At 47.3% G+C, this 16,473-nt stretch carries 17 protein-coding genes and 2 tRNA genes; 7 read left to right on the top strand and 12 right to left on the bottom strand.

The genetic code is table 11. The features are described 5' to 3' along the window. The first annotated feature begins 37 nt into the window (after positions 1-37). Complete coding sequence (locus RLO19_RS26725; protein ID WP_446360416.1) at positions 38-1,567, top strand: YifB family Mg chelatase-like AAA ATPase; 1,530 nt, start codon at positions 38-40, stop codon at positions 1,565-1,567. On the opposite strand, the gene RLO19_RS26720 is transcribed toward RLO19_RS26725, so the two are convergent. From RLO19_RS26720 to RLO19_RS26700, 5 genes are all read right to left on the bottom strand, one after another. Further along, entirely contained in the window at positions 1,533-1,802 is a 270-nt protein-coding gene (locus tag RLO19_RS26720) for a hypothetical protein (protein ID WP_446360415.1), read from the bottom strand. The genes RLO19_RS26725 and RLO19_RS26720 overlap by 35 nt on opposite strands. A 22-nt stretch (positions 1,803-1,824) precedes the next feature. Further along, a tRNA-Leu gene (locus RLO19_RS26715) sits at positions 1,825-1,907 on the bottom strand. After that, positions 1,886-2,755, bottom strand: a complete 870-nt coding sequence (locus tag RLO19_RS26710; protein ID WP_446360414.1) for a M48 family metallopeptidase — start codon at positions 2,753-2,755, stop codon at positions 1,886-1,888. Before RLO19_RS26710 ends, RLO19_RS26715 begins: the two co-directional genes overlap by 22 nt. A 157-nt stretch (positions 2,756-2,912) precedes the next feature. After that, positions 2,913-3,335, bottom strand: a complete 423-nt coding sequence (locus RLO19_RS26705) for a tetratricopeptide repeat protein (protein ID WP_446360413.1) — start codon at positions 3,333-3,335, stop codon at positions 2,913-2,915. A 108-nt stretch (positions 3,336-3,443) separates the two neighbouring features. Beyond that, positions 3,444-3,797, bottom strand: coding sequence for a HesB/IscA family protein (locus RLO19_RS26700; protein ID WP_446360412.1), 354 nt, complete (start codon positions 3,795-3,797; stop codon positions 3,444-3,446). A gap of 708 nt (positions 3,798-4,505) precedes the next feature. On the opposite strand from RLO19_RS26700, the gene RLO19_RS26695 reads away from it, so the two are divergent. After that, positions 4,506-6,158: a DUF6930 domain-containing protein gene (locus RLO19_RS26695; protein WP_446360411.1), complete on the top strand. Its 1,653-nt coding sequence runs from the start codon at positions 4,506-4,508 to the stop codon at positions 6,156-6,158. Positions 6,159-6,278: 120 nt separating this feature from the next. Here the strand turns inward: RLO19_RS26695 and RLO19_RS26690 are convergent, their stop codons facing one another. Both RLO19_RS26690 and RLO19_RS26685 read right to left on the bottom strand, forming a co-directional pair. Next, on the bottom strand, positions 6,279-7,775 hold the full coding sequence (locus tag RLO19_RS26690) for a hemolysin family protein (protein WP_446360410.1): 1,497 nt from the start codon (positions 7,773-7,775) through the stop codon (positions 6,279-6,281). Between the two features lie 184 nt (positions 7,776-7,959). Next, positions 7,960-8,727, bottom strand: a complete 768-nt coding sequence (locus RLO19_RS26685; RefSeq protein WP_446360409.1) for a hypothetical protein — start codon at positions 8,725-8,727, stop codon at positions 7,960-7,962. A 60-nt stretch (positions 8,728-8,787) separates the two neighbouring features. Between RLO19_RS26685 and RLO19_RS26680 the strand changes: the two genes are divergently transcribed. Both RLO19_RS26680 and RLO19_RS26675 read left to right on the top strand, forming a co-directional pair. Next, positions 8,788-9,063 (top strand): hypothetical protein, encoded by a 276-nt coding sequence (locus RLO19_RS26680; protein ID WP_446360408.1) that lies wholly within the window; start codon positions 8,788-8,790, stop codon positions 9,061-9,063. A 21-nt stretch (positions 9,064-9,084) separates the two neighbouring features. After that, positions 9,085-9,157 (top strand) — tRNA-Ile (locus RLO19_RS26675). Positions 9,158-9,203: 46 nt separating this feature from the next. On the opposite strand, the gene RLO19_RS26670 is transcribed toward RLO19_RS26675, so the two are convergent. After that, positions 9,204-9,584 (bottom strand): hypothetical protein, encoded by a 381-nt coding sequence (locus RLO19_RS26670; RefSeq protein WP_446360407.1) that lies wholly within the window; start codon positions 9,582-9,584, stop codon positions 9,204-9,206. A 156-nt stretch (positions 9,585-9,740) separates the two neighbouring features. On the opposite strand from RLO19_RS26670, the gene pyrE reads away from it, so the two are divergent. Next, entirely contained in the window at positions 9,741-10,370 is a 630-nt protein-coding gene (gene pyrE, locus RLO19_RS26665; protein WP_446360406.1) for an orotate phosphoribosyltransferase, read from the top strand. Between the two features lie 284 nt (positions 10,371-10,654). Here pyrE and RLO19_RS26660 read toward each other — a convergent pair whose 3' ends face one another. The 3 genes from RLO19_RS26660 to clpB form a co-directional block, all read right to left on the bottom strand. Continuing rightward, the gene (locus RLO19_RS26660) at positions 10,655-10,852 is read right to left on the bottom strand and encodes a hypothetical protein (RefSeq protein ID WP_446338679.1); all 198 of its coding nucleotides are present in this window, start codon (positions 10,850-10,852) and stop codon (positions 10,655-10,657) included. Between the two features lie 240 nt (positions 10,853-11,092). Beyond that, the gene (locus RLO19_RS26655; RefSeq protein ID WP_446338680.1) at positions 11,093-11,296 is read right to left on the bottom strand and encodes a hypothetical protein; all 204 of its coding nucleotides are present in this window, start codon (positions 11,294-11,296) and stop codon (positions 11,093-11,095) included. 119 nt (positions 11,297-11,415) lie between these two features. Then, entirely contained in the window at positions 11,416-14,043 is a 2,628-nt protein-coding gene (gene clpB / locus RLO19_RS26650) for an ATP-dependent chaperone ClpB (protein ID WP_446360405.1), read from the bottom strand. A 219-nt stretch (positions 14,044-14,262) separates the two neighbouring features. On the opposite strand from clpB, the gene RLO19_RS26645 reads away from it, so the two are divergent. After that, entirely contained in the window at positions 14,263-14,592 is a 330-nt protein-coding gene (locus tag RLO19_RS26645; protein WP_446360404.1) for an element excision factor XisI family protein, read from the top strand. Positions 14,593-14,797: 205 nt separating this feature from the next. Here RLO19_RS26645 and RLO19_RS26640 read toward each other — a convergent pair whose 3' ends face one another. Continuing rightward, positions 14,798-15,385: a hypothetical protein gene (locus RLO19_RS26640; RefSeq protein ID WP_446360403.1), complete on the bottom strand. Its 588-nt coding sequence runs from the start codon at positions 15,383-15,385 to the stop codon at positions 14,798-14,800. A 369-nt stretch (positions 15,386-15,754) separates the two neighbouring features. On the opposite strand from RLO19_RS26640, the gene RLO19_RS26635 reads away from it, so the two are divergent. Further along, positions 15,755-16,432 (top strand): Uma2 family endonuclease, encoded by a 678-nt coding sequence (locus RLO19_RS26635; RefSeq protein ID WP_446360402.1) that lies wholly within the window; start codon positions 15,755-15,757, stop codon positions 16,430-16,432. The last annotated feature ends 41 nt before the right edge of the window (positions 16,433-16,473 follow it).

Genomic DNA, 16,473 nt, shown 5'->3' with positions numbered 1-16,473 from the left:
GCCCTATAATTGCCAATGAGACTCAGGATAAACAGACATGCTTGCCAGGGTTTGGAGTGCTTCGCTAGTCGGCATCGATGCGGTGAAAGTCGGTGTTGAAGTCGATGTGTCGGGCGGACTACCGGGAATTGTTGTCGTGGGATTACCCGATACCGCCGTCCAAGAATCGCGAGAACGGGTGAGGGCGGCGTTAAAAAATGCGGGGTTTGTTTTCCCGATGCGGAAAATCGTGATTAATCTCACCCCCGCCGACTTACGCAAAGAAGGACCCAGCTTTGATTTACCTATCAGCATCGGCATTCTAGCCGCCTCGCAGCAAGTCAATCCTGAATTATTAGGGGATTATCTATTTTTGGGCGAAGTCTCCCTTGATGGCAATTTACGCCCCGTTGCTGGAGTCTTACCCATCGCCGCCGCCGCCCAAAGTTTGGGGATTTCTGGGTTAGTCGTACCCGCCGATAATGCCCAAGAAGCCGCCGTGGTGCGGGAACTAGACGTGTATGGATTCAAACATCTAGCTGATGTGGCGGATTTTTTGAACCAACCCGAACGCTATTCCCCGGTAACGATGGATGAAGTACCCAAATCATCCCCCTCTCAGTTTACGGGTGGAAATTTAAACGAAGTCAAAGGTCAATCCCATGCGCGTCGGGCGTTAGAAATTGCCGCAGCAGGAGGTCATAATTTAATTTTCGTCGGTCCACCGGGAAGCGGCAAAACCATGCTGGCGCGACGATTACCTGGAATTTTACCGCCCTTAAGTTTTGAAGAAGCCCTAGAAGTCACTCAAATTTATTCCGTCGCTGGATTACTCAAAGATAAAGGTAGATTAATTCGATATCGTCCTTTCCGCAGTCCCCACCATTCTGCATCGGGTCCATCATTAGTTGGAGGAGGAAGTTTTCCTCGTCCCGGAGAAATTTCCTTAGCGCACCGAGGCGTATTATTTCTAGATGAATTAACCGAATTTAAACGCAATGTGCTGGAATTTTTGCGCCAACCCTTAGAAGATGGTTATGTGACCATTTCTCGAACTCGACAGTCCGTCCTGTTTCCGGCACAATTTACCTTAGTTGCTAGTACCAATCCCTGTCCCTGTGGTTACTTTGGCGATACCCTGCAACCCTGCACCTGTTCAGCGCGACAACGGGAGAACTATTGGGCAAAACTTTCGGGTCCATTAATGGATCGAATAGATTTACAAGTCGCCGTGAATCGTCTTAAACCCGAAGAAATTACTCGACAACCCCAAAGCGAGGCGTCAGAAGCGGTACGGGAGAGAGTAAAGGTAGCCCGCGATCGCGCCCGTGATCGATTCCACTCAGAACCCTCACTGCGCTGCAATTCCCAGATGCAAAGTAGTCATCTGAGAAAATGGTGTCATTTAGAGGATAGTAGTCGCAATTTATTAGAAGGGGCAATTCGCCAACTCGGACTATCTGCCCGGGCAAGCGATCGCATCCTCAAAGTCGCCCGCACAATTGCCGATTTATCGGGGGCTGAGACGCTGCAAACGCCACACATTGCCGAAGCTATCCAATATCGCACCATTGATCGTATGCATTGACACTGATTACACAGATTGAATCGTACAAACATACGAACTTAAAAAAAGAGGGAAGAGTGTCTTTTTCTCTTCCCCCTTGCTTATTCTGTTGTTCGGCTTTTCCGCTTTCTTTCAACTTCTTGAGCAACATTTGCCGCTGCTTCTTCAGTTGTCTGGCTCTGGCGGAACCGCCTTTGCCTTTATCATTTCGCCCTTGACGGCGAGGAGACTCCCAACTCTTGAGTCGTTGTGTCATCTGTACCACCTCTGAATCTGAATGGGCGGAGAGAGACTCGAACTCTCACGACCAGAGGTCGCCACATTTTGAGTGTGGTGCGTCTACCAATTTCGCCATCCGCCCTGGGATGCAACCTTTTCATTATACCTGATAGATGTCGGTTGTAGCAAGGACTGATAAGCTTGAGAACTTGCCCATTTATCGATTTCCCGCGCCCGTAACACGGGGACGGGGTGGCTCAACTGGGCAGTTTGAGCGGATTTGAGCAATTCTCCCAATTCCGAATTGCTGATATCATCATAGGCTCTGGCTTGGGCGATAAAGGCATCGAGGTTGAGTTGGGGAGCCAGGGTGGGTGAACCGCCAGCCAGTTTCATCAGCACCGACATCACCACTTTGGGATTCTGAGTTGCCAGCAGCGCCGCGCGATCGCAGGAAAACTCAGCACACCTTAACCACTCCAGCATCTGTTCCTGAAGGCTTTGGGCAATCACAGCCCCCCAATTCGGCAGCAAAGACGCCGCTAAAATCATAATGTTGAGCGGTGTCAGATAAACCCCATGCTCGCACTTGAGATGTCCCAATTCGTGAGCTATCACCGCCTGAATTTCTTCTGGGGTCAGCATATCGATTAAAGCGGTGTGCAGGACGATAAATGGCTGTTTACCCCGCATGGCAAAGGTATAAGCATTTGGCACGGGATGCTGCTGCACGTATAGTTGAGGGGTTTCTAAGTCCAGGGTTTTGCAGGCGTCTAGCAGCAACTGATGCAGGTGCGGTAGCTGATTTTCGCCCACCAAAACACTGGCAGCAATATTATTTAGGTAAAAGAATTGTTCCGCCAAGGGTCCGAGGAGATTTCGCACCATCAAGTCGAGTCCAGGGAACTGCTTCAAGGCTTGGGTGGCTTGGAAATCAAGAGGATGACGGAACTGGTCTGCCTTTAGACCAACTAACGGCGTTTGGGTCATGGGTTATTGGTCATGGGTTATTGGTCATGAGTCATTGGTCATTGGTTGATCCTAATGACTTCCTCTAGTGTATCGAGAAGCTGAGCCGACAATTGATGTGCCATGGAACGTCTGGAACATGACCGTTAAGGGCGATTACACTAGCCGAAGGCAGGATTCACCCCTCAGATAGCCATTGTTTAACCCGCTTTAAACTGTCCCAGTCAGGCTTCCTATTCAGTCCATCCTCAATACTCTCAAAGACATCCTGACGAACTTGAGAATCCGTCGCCATCATCTGCTTAACGATGTCGATGTGTTGACGCACTCCCTTTTGACCCGTTTCCAACATCGCCACCGCTAGATTTACTCGGGCTTGGGGTGCATTGGCATCAATTTTAGTCCCCTTGAGTGCTACTTTATATGCCCGTTCCCCTTGGTCATCCAGCAAATACAACCAAGCCAAACAACTCCAAGCGGCGGCGTTTTTCGGGAAGCGATCGCACAGTTGTTTAAATACAGGAATCAGGGAATCGGGTGCTTCACCCGCGTTGTAGCGTTCTAAGCCACTCTCGAACAGAGAATTAACAGTTTCGGTCATAGATTCAATTTCAGGTTTAGACCAACTTACGTTCTAACATGTCATTTTAAATGCAGTAGGGGTTTGGTTACCAAACCCCTACTCCCTTCCCTATGCCGCCGTTTTTAATTAAACGCCAAAGGATTTGCCACAGCCACAGGTTTGATTGGCGTTGGGGTTGGTGAATTGGAATCCGCCCCCAATCATGGCATTGCTGTAATCTAAGACCAGACCATACAGGTACAGGATGCTTTTGGGATCACATATTATTTTGAAGCCCTCGTAGTCAAACACTTCATCGTTATCCCGTACCTTACTGGGATCTTCAAAATCCATCATGTAAGACATCCCGGAACAGCCCCCCTGACGGACACCAACCCGCAAGTATAGGTCTTGTCCTTGTTGGTCTCGCAGCGCCACAATATGCTTGAGGGCTTGTTCGGTCAGTTGGATACCTTGTTGCGGTGTTGTTGCTTGTGTCATAAGTACGTTGTGACTCCTGGTTAGGTTAAAGTTGGATGATGAACTACTGATGTGCCACGCTTATGGATCAAGTTTATCGAGACTGACCCCAAGCGCGTGTATTTACCCGATAAAAATTTTCTTGGGAACTCCTTTGTCCAAACAATGAAGCGCAGCCCGGAAGGTATTGCGGTTTAACGAATCGCGAAAGTCCCCACCCTCAGCGTTAGCAGGGTGGAGATAGGGATCTCCCTGACGGAGGTACGGAGTCAGTCAACAGACAAGGTACTGGCAGTTTCAAAGTGGTTGTACTACTATAAACTTGGTTGCTAACCCGCCTAGGCGTATGGACACCAGATAGGCTAACTTCAAAGTAGCAGTAAGATGCTTGCCGCAGAAACATCGCAGCTAGGGAAAGAACATGACCACTGGTTCGTTAGGTTACGCCCTGCGGTAAAAGATAAACCAAGCTATGTTCTACGACAAATAATAAAACCTGCGGGAGGCGGGTTGCTGCCTGTGGACGCCCTTGTAAGACCAAATTAGACTTATGTCTGAGGAGGCATCGGCGGATGAGACGGGAAACTCTAAAGACGAATAAGACCGTCCTTGTTTAGTTGAGTTGGAAGCCCCAACTTCAGCGAAGCAAGTTGGGGTACTTCACTAGGAGTATCGATTATTAATCATGGCTGACCTGCCATGGTTTTTGCACTTATTGTCAAATACCCTATGTCTGCTCTCAATCGCAATACTCGTCGTCGGCTCAAACGGTTACCCCAAATACCCAGCGTCTGGGAAGGGGATCGCCGTTCTTTAGTGACTTTATCCGATCAGGGTGATTTTGATGCTGAGGGTAATAATGAGTGCATTCTTTGGGTGGATGGCTCAGAAGGAATTGTCCGGGCGATGGATATCGTCTCGCCAGAAATGGGACCTGAAGCGATTGTTCGCACGCTATTGCGAGCCATGGAACATCCCCAAAGTCCGGCTCGACCCGCCCGTCCGTCTAAAATTGTGGTACGCGATCGCGAAGTTCAGTTTTTGTTGCGTGGGGTACTGCAAGAGTTAGAGATTGCCATCGATTATGTCCCCGATTTACCCCTGATTGATGAGTTGTTTCGCGGGTTTGAGGAAATTGCCCTCCAGCGCCAGCCGCATTTACCTCCTAAGTATGCGGATCTGTTGATTGCCAAGGCGTATGACTTATGGCAAGATGCGCCTTGGGATGTCCTGGCTGATCATCAAATCCTGAGTGTGGAATTAAATCGCTGGGATGTGGGTGAGTTGTACGTCTCGGTCATGGGTATGCTGGGTGTGGAGTACGGAATTCTGCTCTATCGCTCCTTAGATTCGCTGCAACGGTTTCGGGAGTCGGTCGTCAATCAGGAATCTGTAGAGGCGATGGAAAAGGCATTTTTGGGACAAGATTGCTTGTTTATCACCTATGAAGCAGCGGATGAGGAATTTGAAGATGATGAGGATGGGGATTTAGCCGAGTTATCCGTTGAAGAGATTGTGCCGAGTTTTGGCGCGGTGCATCCATTAGAGGGAATGCGACCCTTTCTGGATGAGGAAGAAGCACTGGTTGTCTATATGGCGCTAGAAGCCCTGCATCGATTTTTCCAAGGCTCATCCGGAAAATTAGCGGCGGATGATTTTCCGGCGATGAACAAGCGCTACCGCATCCCTATCCCTGTAGATACGGAAGATACGGAGTCAAAAACAACGGTGTCTATTCAAGTGTCTACACGACCAGAGATCGCATCTGAGTTGTGGGAGATGGCGATTGATGATACGGATGACGAGGATTGGGATGAGGAGGAGGATGAGGATGAACTAGAACTTCCTCTACGGGATGACTTAGTGCCAAAAGATTCCTATCTGAGTCTGGGGATGATGCCTTGGGAGAGTATAGCACTCCTACGGGAGGGTGTTGATTTTTATCAATCTCAAGACGCCCCGCCGATAGGAGAAGGGTTACCTGTGGTGTTAATTCAAACCACTCGCCCGAAAGCTAAAGTTTTAATCGAGCAAATTAAAACAGCCGGTGGACTTAAGGGGATTGGCTTTAACCCTGGAGAAGATCCCTTAGTCGGCGATCGCTACGATTTGGGCATTCTGCAAACAGGAGATAGTCATCTTTACCTATTTGGTGAGTTTCCCGAAGCTGATCCGGCTCATACGGCTAATCGTAAGCATTGGGAACAACGGTGTCTAAAAACGAAGGGCTACTGTGGGTTAATTATCGCCAGAGGACTCAAAGGTGCTTCCCGTGGTAATCCTCAACCCAAAGACATGGTGGCATTTTTTGAAGCGCGATCGCTCTCGGTCAAGGAGTTAGGATTAGGGATGTTGCAGCTTATGCCTGTATTTGAATTCTAGATTCTGGGGAACAGGAAACAGGAAGTCTTGGTATGAAACACCTGTAGGGGCGACCCGCTTGCACCAATTAACAACTGTATCCACTCAATTTACTCGGGTCGCCCTTTACTCGCTTTTGGCTTATTCTAAATCATTGGTAGAAGCATCTGGCGTATCGCCTTGGGTTCCATTCGCTGTATTCTCGGTTGAAGTAATTTCTGACGTCACATCTGTTTCAGACAGATCTTCAGCGGGAACAGTTGTGGGTTCATTCCGATAAATGCGAATTCGGTTCAGGCGAGGTCCTTCGGCTGAGATAACTTTTAACTCCAGATTCTCATAGTTTAAGATTTCCCCTTGCAGCGGAATTTTTTGGAACTGATATAATAAAAAACCTGCCAAGGTTTGATATTCATCGGTTACAGGTAAATTTAAATCCAAAAGTTCGTTAACTTCTTCTAAATCTATTTGGGCTTGAACTAAAAAGGTTTGTTCATCCACAATTCGGATCGGCACCTCTTCGGGACTTTCTGGTTCTGGGTTATCACCAATAATTTCCGCCACTAAATCCTTCAGCGTCACCAAGCCAGCCGTACCGCCAAACTCATCTACAACCATCACCATCGCCAAGTGCGATCGCTGCATTAAGGGTAGGAGTTCGCTCAAGGGAGTTAATTCCGGGACAAATCGAGCCGGACGAATCCAGGGTTCAATTGGTGTATCTAAGGTTAATTTTCTCTCCGATAAGGGTTTAGCTAACTCTTTAAAATGAATAATCCCGCGAATATCATCCAGAGATTCCCCCGTTACCGGATAGCGAGAATGGTCAGTATTAGCAATTTCTTCTAACACCATTTGCACCGTTGCTGTACTGGGAATTGCGTCAATGCTGGTGCGCGGAACCATCACCTCCGTTGCCAAAACTTCGCCAAATTCAAAGACATTATTCAATAATTCTCGTTCTTCGGCTTCTAAACCCGTCGATTCCCGCTCGGTGGTAATAATTAACTGTAACTCTTCAGGGGTCACCTGATTATTCCACCATCCCCCCGTATATTGCACACCTACCAGCCGCAATAAACAGCGTGTTGATTGGTTCAAAATCCAAATAAACGGATTGAAAAATCGGGCAATTACCAGACTCGGAGGACCCAAAAGCCGAGCCAACTGTTCAGAATACAGCAACGCCACAGATTTAGGACAGAGTTCGCCGAGAACAATTTGCAGATAAGCAATCAGGAAAAATCCCACCGGAATCGCCAGAGAATGAGCCATTCCTTGAACCATCTCTGGGGGTAGGGGTAATTGAGTCAACACCGCCGCGACGAAAACGGCGACGGTATTTTCTCCAATCCAACCCAAGGCTAAACTGGATAGAGTAATACCTAGCTGAGTCGTCGAGAGGAGACGCTCAATACTCTGTTGTAGTGATTGAACCGTCTTGGCTTGCACATCCCCCGCATCAACCAATTGGTTAATCCGCGATCGCCGCACCGAAACCATCGAAAACTCAGCCGTGACAAAAAAGGCATTGATTGCAATCAAAAGCAGGACTAATAATAATCGCAACAGCATGTCCCGGCTGGTAAGGGGTCCAGAAGCACTCGCAGTGAGGAAAACCATTAACTGTGCAACCATAAGAACGGTAGCAGGTAACCCGCAAAAGTAGTTCTACTGCTTCCTAGAGAAAAGCTACAACGGTACTCCACAGATAGCCTTTCTCTAGGGGACTGTATTGATTGACAAATACCGTTTAACATAAAGGGAGCAATAGAACCGAAGGTAAGAAAAATATTATGCGCCAAACCTGCTCCGTTTCTGTTTACCTCGCGACAGGGATTTCGGACATTTTCAGCTTGAGCTTTTGATCAGGATAATCCGTGAGGGTTAATGACAGCGCTTTGGCGTCATCCAACAACGCTGTAGGAATACTCACCGTACCCGAAAATTCCTCGCCATTTGACGGCAATTCTCCCGGTAACCCTTCAGTAATCGCACTCAACGCTCGACCTTTGTCATCGGTAACATTTAAAAAACTATAAAGGAATCGAACCGGATTAGCGCCCTCATTCTTTAAGCTGACATCTAGCAACAATGAGCCTCCCTGAAGATTGGCGGAACGAACCTCCAAAGTGACCCCCCGATCCTGGCTTTTGAGGGGTAAATTTTGATTCGAGCCACTACTGGTAAACGATGTCTGTGTGTTGAATACATCCGATTCAGACGATGCTTCTTCAACTTCAGATTGCTGATTCTCTGCGGCTGACTCCTCTGGCTTCTGTGTATCACTCTGGCTCTTTGACTCAGAGTCGTTATTATCGGTATTGGAGTCTTTATCCTTGTCTTGGTCCTGGATATAGGCGTGAACGTTGACCAGGATATCCCGTTCACTCAAAAGCGTAACCTCTTTACCTCCAGGCTCAACCTCCTGGTTATTTGCCAGCTTCTTCGTCGGGCGAACATCGGGCTGAGTCACACCTTTGAGAGCTTCATGACCCAGGGAAAATCCCCACATCGCACTCACAAAGCCAGCACCTAACATCATTGCCAGCAGAATCAGAGTGAGTGCTACAGTCGAGTTGAATTTCATTAGTGATTCAAGTTATAGAAGAAAAGTAACACGACTTATGGTTATAGCGCATCGAGACAAGTGACAGCTTACACTAAAGCTGAAGGTAATACCCCCAAAGCCATTGTCGGGTGGGCAAGATTAGTCAAGAATAGCATAAAGCCCGATGACAGCTCACGGCTTTTACACAGCATTATCATAAATCCCAGGACTGGATTACTTCACAGAGCAGTCCTCTCCATTTTAGTTTTTGTCGCTGGGTTGATGTCAAAACTAAAAGCATCCTTGTGCAATAGGCGGCGAGCATCAGGAATAGCTCAACGGTTGCGGCAAGATATCCAACTCCGATTACTATAATATAGAGTAAGGATCAATTAACCAGGGTTGGCCGAGCGGTTGAGGCAGCGAACTCATAATTCGCCCAAGGCAGGTTCAACTCCTGCACCCTGGATTTTGTTTTGATATCCTCGTCCGCTCAAGTGGCTGATGTCAAGCCGCTAACGTGGCAATGGAGCTTCAAAGAAGAACTCACTCCCTTCAATTCGCGGACCCACCTGGGGTCTAAAGCGATCAGAAACAGGCAATAACCGAACCGAGGTGTCGAAGGGATTCGGTAAATCCGGTGTGCGAATTACTGGATCACTAGCAAACTGTTGGTTTAATGCATCCTCGTAGAGAATATTAATCAATTCGGCATCTCGCTCCAGTTCCAAATCTGGAAACGCCGCATCCCCTATTCCACCCGGACCGATAATATATTCAATCTGACGCCCGATACTGCGGTTTTCGTAAAACGTTCCCGATTCACTGAAAAACGCTCGATCAAAGGTGTCTGGAATCCTTTCTAGGCGGACTGGCTCAAAGTTTTCTTGTGCCATAGCTGTGCTAGCCACTATCGTGGAAGCAGCAATAAGTAAACCCCTGAGCGATATCCTCAACCCCTTATGCATAATTTGTCGCCTCACTTTTCCTCAATAATATTCTCATATTTGAATTCAGTATAGTGGTGGTTGGATTTTCACCCTTTGACTATCATGGCTGACAACAGTAAACCATTGCTTTCTCTGGATACCTCAACCCAATTAACACAACAGCGTCAGTTGCTGCTCGATTTATTTTGTCAACTGGCTTATCAAGAGGGAGACTTTGTTCTCTCCTCGGGACAGCGCAGTTCCTATTACATTAATGGCAAACAGGTGACGCTGCATCCTCACGGAGGATTAGCGATTGGACAATTGCTACTTTCTCTCCTCCCCCAGGATACCCAAGCCGTTGCGGGTTTAACTTTGGGTGCTGATCCGATTGTCAGCGCGGTGAGTGTGGTGTCTGCGATCGCAAATCGACCTATTCCTGCTTTAATTATCCGTAAAGAAGCAAAAGGACATGGTACAAAGGCATATATCGAAGGTCCTTCTTTACCAGCCGGCGCTAAGGTTGTGGTGTTAGAAGATGTGGTAACCACGGGAAAATCGGCAATGAAAGCAGTTGAGCGCCTGCGAGAGGCGGGGTATCAGGTGGATCAGGTGCTGGCTTTGGTTGATCGACAGCAAGGCGGTGCGGAATTTTACCAGTCGGTTGGGTTAGAGTTTCAGGCTGTGTTTACGATTCAGGATATCCAACAACGCTATCAGCAGCGCCTACATCAGGTATCGGGAATTATCTGATACCGGGAACATTGGGACAGGGGCTTTTTCGATATAGGTTAATTCTTACACCGCCTACTCTATGCAGCGACTCGCCCCTACAACCGCCAAAATTCCCACAATCTCAATCAATACTGCTCGGTTAAGAAAAATTGTTTGTTGGGTAGAGCGCAAGCGTTACCCAACAAACCCAGTAAAACGTTGGGTTTCGTTACCAAGGGCCCAACCTACCTGCCCTTCTGCTCAAGGCTTATCCGAGCAGTATTGCAATCTCAATGATAAGATGTGAGGTGAATTCATTTAGATTAGTACCGCTTGGTTTTCTGTACCCCGTAAATAACTCCTGTAGCAATCGACAGTAAAATTAATAACCACAAAATACCTCCGGGAATAAAGCTTAGGATTCCGAAACCTCGCAAAATATAAACCACAAACGTAACGGCTACAGAAATGGAAAAAATATAAGCATAAATTAGGGTATCCGATGGGGGAAGTGGACTCATAAGATGTCAGGGTTTATTCTAGATGAGTAACTTTATAGAGCCAAAGGCAGAAGGCAGAAGGTTTATGATGAGTACATAGTCATTTCAGCCATCAAGAAAGTCCTAACCTTTATGACAACAGCTATCTATAAGGAGTCGGACAAAATTAAAGATGATGGCTAAGGTTGGGAAACAGGAAACTCTTAACCAGGAATACCCAATTTAAATGCACATCAGCTAATCCACTCAGAACATCAAAATTTACCGCCTGATACTAATACCGCTGAGGATACCGATACCAATGGAAAAAAGAACGATCGCCCAGACAACAGCCGAGGGAATTTGCTTAATTACACCAACTCCCGTGAGTAGCAAAACAAATGCGGCGAGTAAAAGACCCACACCCAGGGAAATGCCAACAATATACAAAAAGGTTTTTGTGCCTTCATTTGGGGATTGATTCACAATCGAGTTCCTTGAGATTGAGACAACGACAGAATTACCGGACTTATTTTTGCATAGAATGGCACAATCCCCCTAAAGTGGGGGATTAACTTGTCCTAGATTCCCTGGCTGTCGAGGAATTAACTTGATTGCGTGGTCAACAACTCCGCAGGTAAGCGCTTGAACACCAGCCGTTCGTTCTCCACATCGACAAAGATGGTATCGCCATCGCTGAACTGACCCCGGAGGATGGCTTTGGCAAGTTGGGTTTCTAATTCCCGTTGAATCGCCCGCTTCAGGGGACGTGCGCCGTACACCGGATCATACCCCACTTCGGCTAAGTAATCGATCGCGTCTTCCGATAGCTTCAGCGACATTTGCCGTTCGGCGAGGCGTTTCTCCAGTAGGTGAGTTTGTAGGGAAACGATATGGCGTAACTGGTGTTTTTGCAGGGCGTGGAAGATAATCACTTCATCAATCCGGTTCAAGAACTCCGGACGGAAGCTAGTCCGCATCGCATCCATTACCCGTCCCCGCATTTCGTCATAGTGGGTATCATCGCCAGCTAAGTCGAGAATGTACTGCGATCCAATATTGCTGGTCATGATAATCACAGTATTCTTGAAGTCTACCGTATGTCCTTGAGCATCGGTGACCCGACCATCATCAAGGATTTGCAGCATGATATTAAATACATCATTATGCGCCTTCTCGATTTCGTCGAAGAGAATCACCGCATAAGGGCGTCGCCGAATTGATTCAGTTAACTGACCCCCTTCTTCATAGCCAATATATCCTGGAGGCGCACCAATCAGGCGAGAGACGGCGTGTTTTTCCATGTATTCTGACATATCAATCCGCACCAAGGCGTCTTCGGTGTCGAAGAGATAGGCGGCGAGGGCTTTTGCTAATTCGGTTTTACCCACACCCGTCGGACCTAGGAAAATGAAGCTAGCGGTGGGACGATTGGGGTCAGCTAATCCGGCACGCGATCGCTGAATTGCATCGGCTACGGCGGTAACGGCTTCTTCTTGTCCGACGACTCGTTGATGCAGTTCGTCTTCGAGTTGTAGCAGTTTCTCCTTCTCGGATTCTACCAGCTTGCTGATCGGAATTCCTGTCCACTTGGAGATAATTTCAGCAATATCAGACTCGGTGACTTCTTCCCGTAACAGGGACTTACCACTGGTTTGGGTTTCGTTTAGCTGTTGTTCAGAAGCTTGCAGCGATCGCTGTAACTCGGCGAGTTTCCCGTATTTGAGTTCAGCCGCCCGATTCAGATTGTATTCCCGTTCGGCTTGAGAGATTTCTATATTGACGCGATCAATTTCTTCTTTAATCCCTTGAATCCGATCCAGAACGTCTTTTTCGGATTGCCATTGGGCGTTTAAGGTGCGTTGTGCTTCTTTTAGATTAGCCAGTTCTTGTTCCAGGCGATCTAAGCGTTCCATGGAGGCTGGATCACTGTCTTTTTGTAGGGACAGTTTCTCCATTTCCAGTTGCAGGATTTTGCGATCGATTTCGTCAAGTTCTTCCGGTTTGGAGGTAATCTCCATTTTTAGTCTGGCGGCGGATTCATCGACTAAATCAATGGCTTTATCCGGAAGGAAGCGATCGCTAATATAACGGGTGGATAGTGTCGCGGCTGCAACTAAAGCACTATCGGAGATTTTAACGCCGTGGTGGACTTCGTAGCGTTCTTTTAACCCTCTGAGGATGGAGATGGTATCCACGACACTGGGTTGATCCACGAAGACTTGTTGGAAACGGCGTTCTAATGCCGCATCTTTTTCTAAATATTTGCGATACTCATCTAAGGTTGTCGCGCCAATACAGCGCAACTCCCCTCTAGCCAGCATGGGTTTGAGTAAATTCCCCGCATCCATCGATCCTTGTGTCGCCCCTGCGCCGACAACGGTATGGATTTCATCAATAAACATGATGATTTGTCCCTTGGAGTCGGTGACTTCTTTGAGAACCGCTTTCAGGCGTTCTTCAAATTCACCTCGGAACTTCGCCCCAGCGATTAACGCGCCCATATCTAGGGCGATTAATTTGCGATCCTTGAGGGATTGGGGGACATCGCCGGCGACAATGCGCTGTGCTAATCCTTCTGCGATCGCAGTTTTACCCACTCCTGGTTCCCCAATCAAAACTGGGTTGTTTTTGGTGCGACGGGAGAGAATTTGTACCGTGCGGCGAATCTCATCATCTCGCCCAATCACGGGGTCAAGTTTGCCTTCTCTAGCGGCTTCGGTTAAATCCCGTCCATATTTCTCTAGGGCTTCGTATTTGCCTTCTGGGTTTTGATCACTCACAGTTTGGTTCCCCCGAATTTGGGTAATCGTCGTTCTCAGCCTTTGTTCGTCTAGTTTAAATTCCTGAAATAGGCTTTTGCCAAAGCGATCGTCTTTAACATAAGCTAACATCAGATGCTCGACGGAGATGTAGTCATCGTTAAATTCTTTGCGGTAGCCATCAGCCCGATCTAACAAGGTATCCAGGCTACGCCCCATATAAATAGAGGAACTACTCCCAGAAACCTTTGGTTGACGCTGGATAAAGGCGTCTGTGGCTTCCCGTATTCGCTGTACCGGGATTTGGGCTTTATTGAGAATGCTAATCGCCAGCCCTTCTTGATCTAGGAGGGCTTTCATCAAATGTTCGCTTTCAATTTGTTGTTGCTGGGCGGCTTTAACTACATCTGGGGTATAGGCGAGGGCTTCCCAGGCTTTTTCGGTAAACAGATTGGGATTATTGGGTTGCATAGTCAGTCGTTAACGTAGAGAATTTGTTTAACTGACCTTATTGTAAGAAGCGGCTGGCGATGGCTGGATCGGTGTTCACGGCTTTTTTACGGGGTATTTCAGCACCATAGAGGCAGAAGGCAACAGTAATCTATTTTATTTCACCCTAGGGGCACGGCAATGAAAGAGCCCTACAAGTGCCAAACCTCCTGAAACTGAGGAAACTACCGTTATTAATTTATGGATAAACTAAACTATCGTCAACTGGTGCAAGGCATCCTGAAACGTCATGTAGGCAATGGTTTAAACAGTAATACAGAAGTTCAACTTATATTTGATCCAGAGCGCGATCGCTACCAAGTCTTGCATATCGGTTGGGAAGGGTTGAGTCGCGTCTTTGGTTGCATTATCTATGTAGAAATTAAGGATGGAAAGATTTGGATTGAGCGTGATGGAACAGAAATCGGAGTGGCTAATGAATTAGTTGAAGCTGGCGTTCCCAAGCAAGATATTGTTTTAGCCTTTCACGCTCCCTATAAACGTAAGTTTACTGAATTTGCGGTTGGTTAGAGTACGGAACTCTCATGTAGAGGTGGCTTTTTTGCGGCGTATTTCAGCACTACGGAGGTATGCCAGAAGGCTTTCAGAAGGCAGATGGCAGGAGACAGGAGGCACCAGTAATCTATTTTATTTCACCGTAGGGGCATGGCATTACCGTGTCCTACAAGTGCAAACCCTACTAAAACATTATGTAGGCAACCATTTAAACAGGTTTTCACGTTGCTGCCTCCAATACTGCTAAGATTTTACCCAAATTTTCCAAGCTATGCTCAACTGGAGAAATCCTGACAGCTTTGCTATTGATCTGCAAGAATTTCCAGCGATCGCCCGTTGTCACTGCACCATAAACCACGTCACTCTGATTGAATATCTGGGCGGCAATCATTGTGGCAAGACATTGCCCTAAGCCGGAAACAATACTCTCATTCTTTGCTTCGACAATCGTTAAAACTGGAGCTTTGATGTAATAGAATTCATCCGATGCCGTGACAATAAAATCGCAGCGTCCCTTTAAGCCCAGTTCTTCGTTGACGTTAAAGGTTTTACCCGAAAACACGACGACATTTTTTCTCCGACGCAACTCGTTCAGGATGGGAGTGATAATCAGTTCTGACCTCGCTTTTTCAGTATTGGTGGCTAAGGCGAGCAGTACATTATCCTCCAAGTCTTGAACTAATCGAGGGCTGGGTTCAACGGGTTCTATGTGAGCTGTCCAATTGGTTCGCTCATCTAACACTAACTCGAACATTTCCTGTACGATTGGCAGGGTGAACTGTTCGTAAGATGTGGGCTTATCTGTCATTAAACATACTCCTTAACTCATCAATATACTACGGCATGGCAATGCCAAGGGCACGGCAATGAAAGAGCCCCTACAAGTGCCAACCCTCCTGAAACGTCATGTAGGCATAATGTAGGGGCGGGTTTAGGGATAAACGTTGGATGCAACACCGCTAGCGTTGCTGCAAAACCCGCCCTACCCCTACTAAAATTGCTAACCTATGTTCAAAACCCGCCCTACCCCTACCTAAAATTGCTAACCTATGTTCAAAACCCGCCCTTAATCCTTGGCATCTCACCCCTCACCCTTATGCCAAACATTATTTATAACTGTCATCACTCAACGCTAAAATGAATTTAACCGTTAGCGATTACAGTTAGAGCGTGTCAGATGTCAATTAGTCCCACCGTTTCTCCTCCTCCCTTAGAAAGTGGCGATCGCCTCACCCGCATCGAATTTGAGCGTCGCTATCAGGAAATGCCAGAAAACAAAAAAGCGGAATTAATTGAAGGAGTGGTTTACGTGGCTTCACCCGTTCGCGCTAACCGTCACGGTAAACCCCATGCCAAAATCATCACTTGGTTGGGAACTTATGGGGTGGCGACACCGGGAGTTGATGTGCAGGATAATACCACAGTTCGTTTGGATGCCGATAACGAACCGCAACCCGATGCTTTACTGCGAATTGAACCGGAAGTCGGGGGGAATTCTCGGATTACTGAGGATGATTATATTGAAGGCGCACCAGAATTAATTGTAGAAGTAGCGGCTTCGAGTGCCTCTTATGATTTAAACGATAAACTGAATGCCTATCGTCGCAATGGCGTACAAGAATATATTGTGTGGCAAAGTTATGAAAATCGTATTGATTGGTTTCGCTTAGAAGCGGGGAGATATGTTTCCTTAGAACCCGATGAAGCAGGAATTATTCTCTCTGGTGTTTTTCCGGGATTATGGCTAGCGGTTAATGCATTGCGCGAGGGAAACTTAGCTGAAGTTTTGGCAGTGTTGCAGCAGGGAATACAGACAGCCGAACATCAGGTATTTGCCCAGCGTTTAAATCCATAAGCGTAGCGATTCTGTAGGGGCACCATCCTTGCGCCCAGAAT

This window comes from Coleofasciculus sp. G2-EDA-02 (assembly GCF_040226375.1).
Classification (GTDB): Bacteria; Cyanobacteriota; Cyanobacteriia; order Cyanobacteriales; family Coleofasciculaceae; genus Coleofasciculus.
Note: the sequence above shows the minus strand (reverse complement) of the source record. Positions and strands in the feature narration are given on the sequence as shown.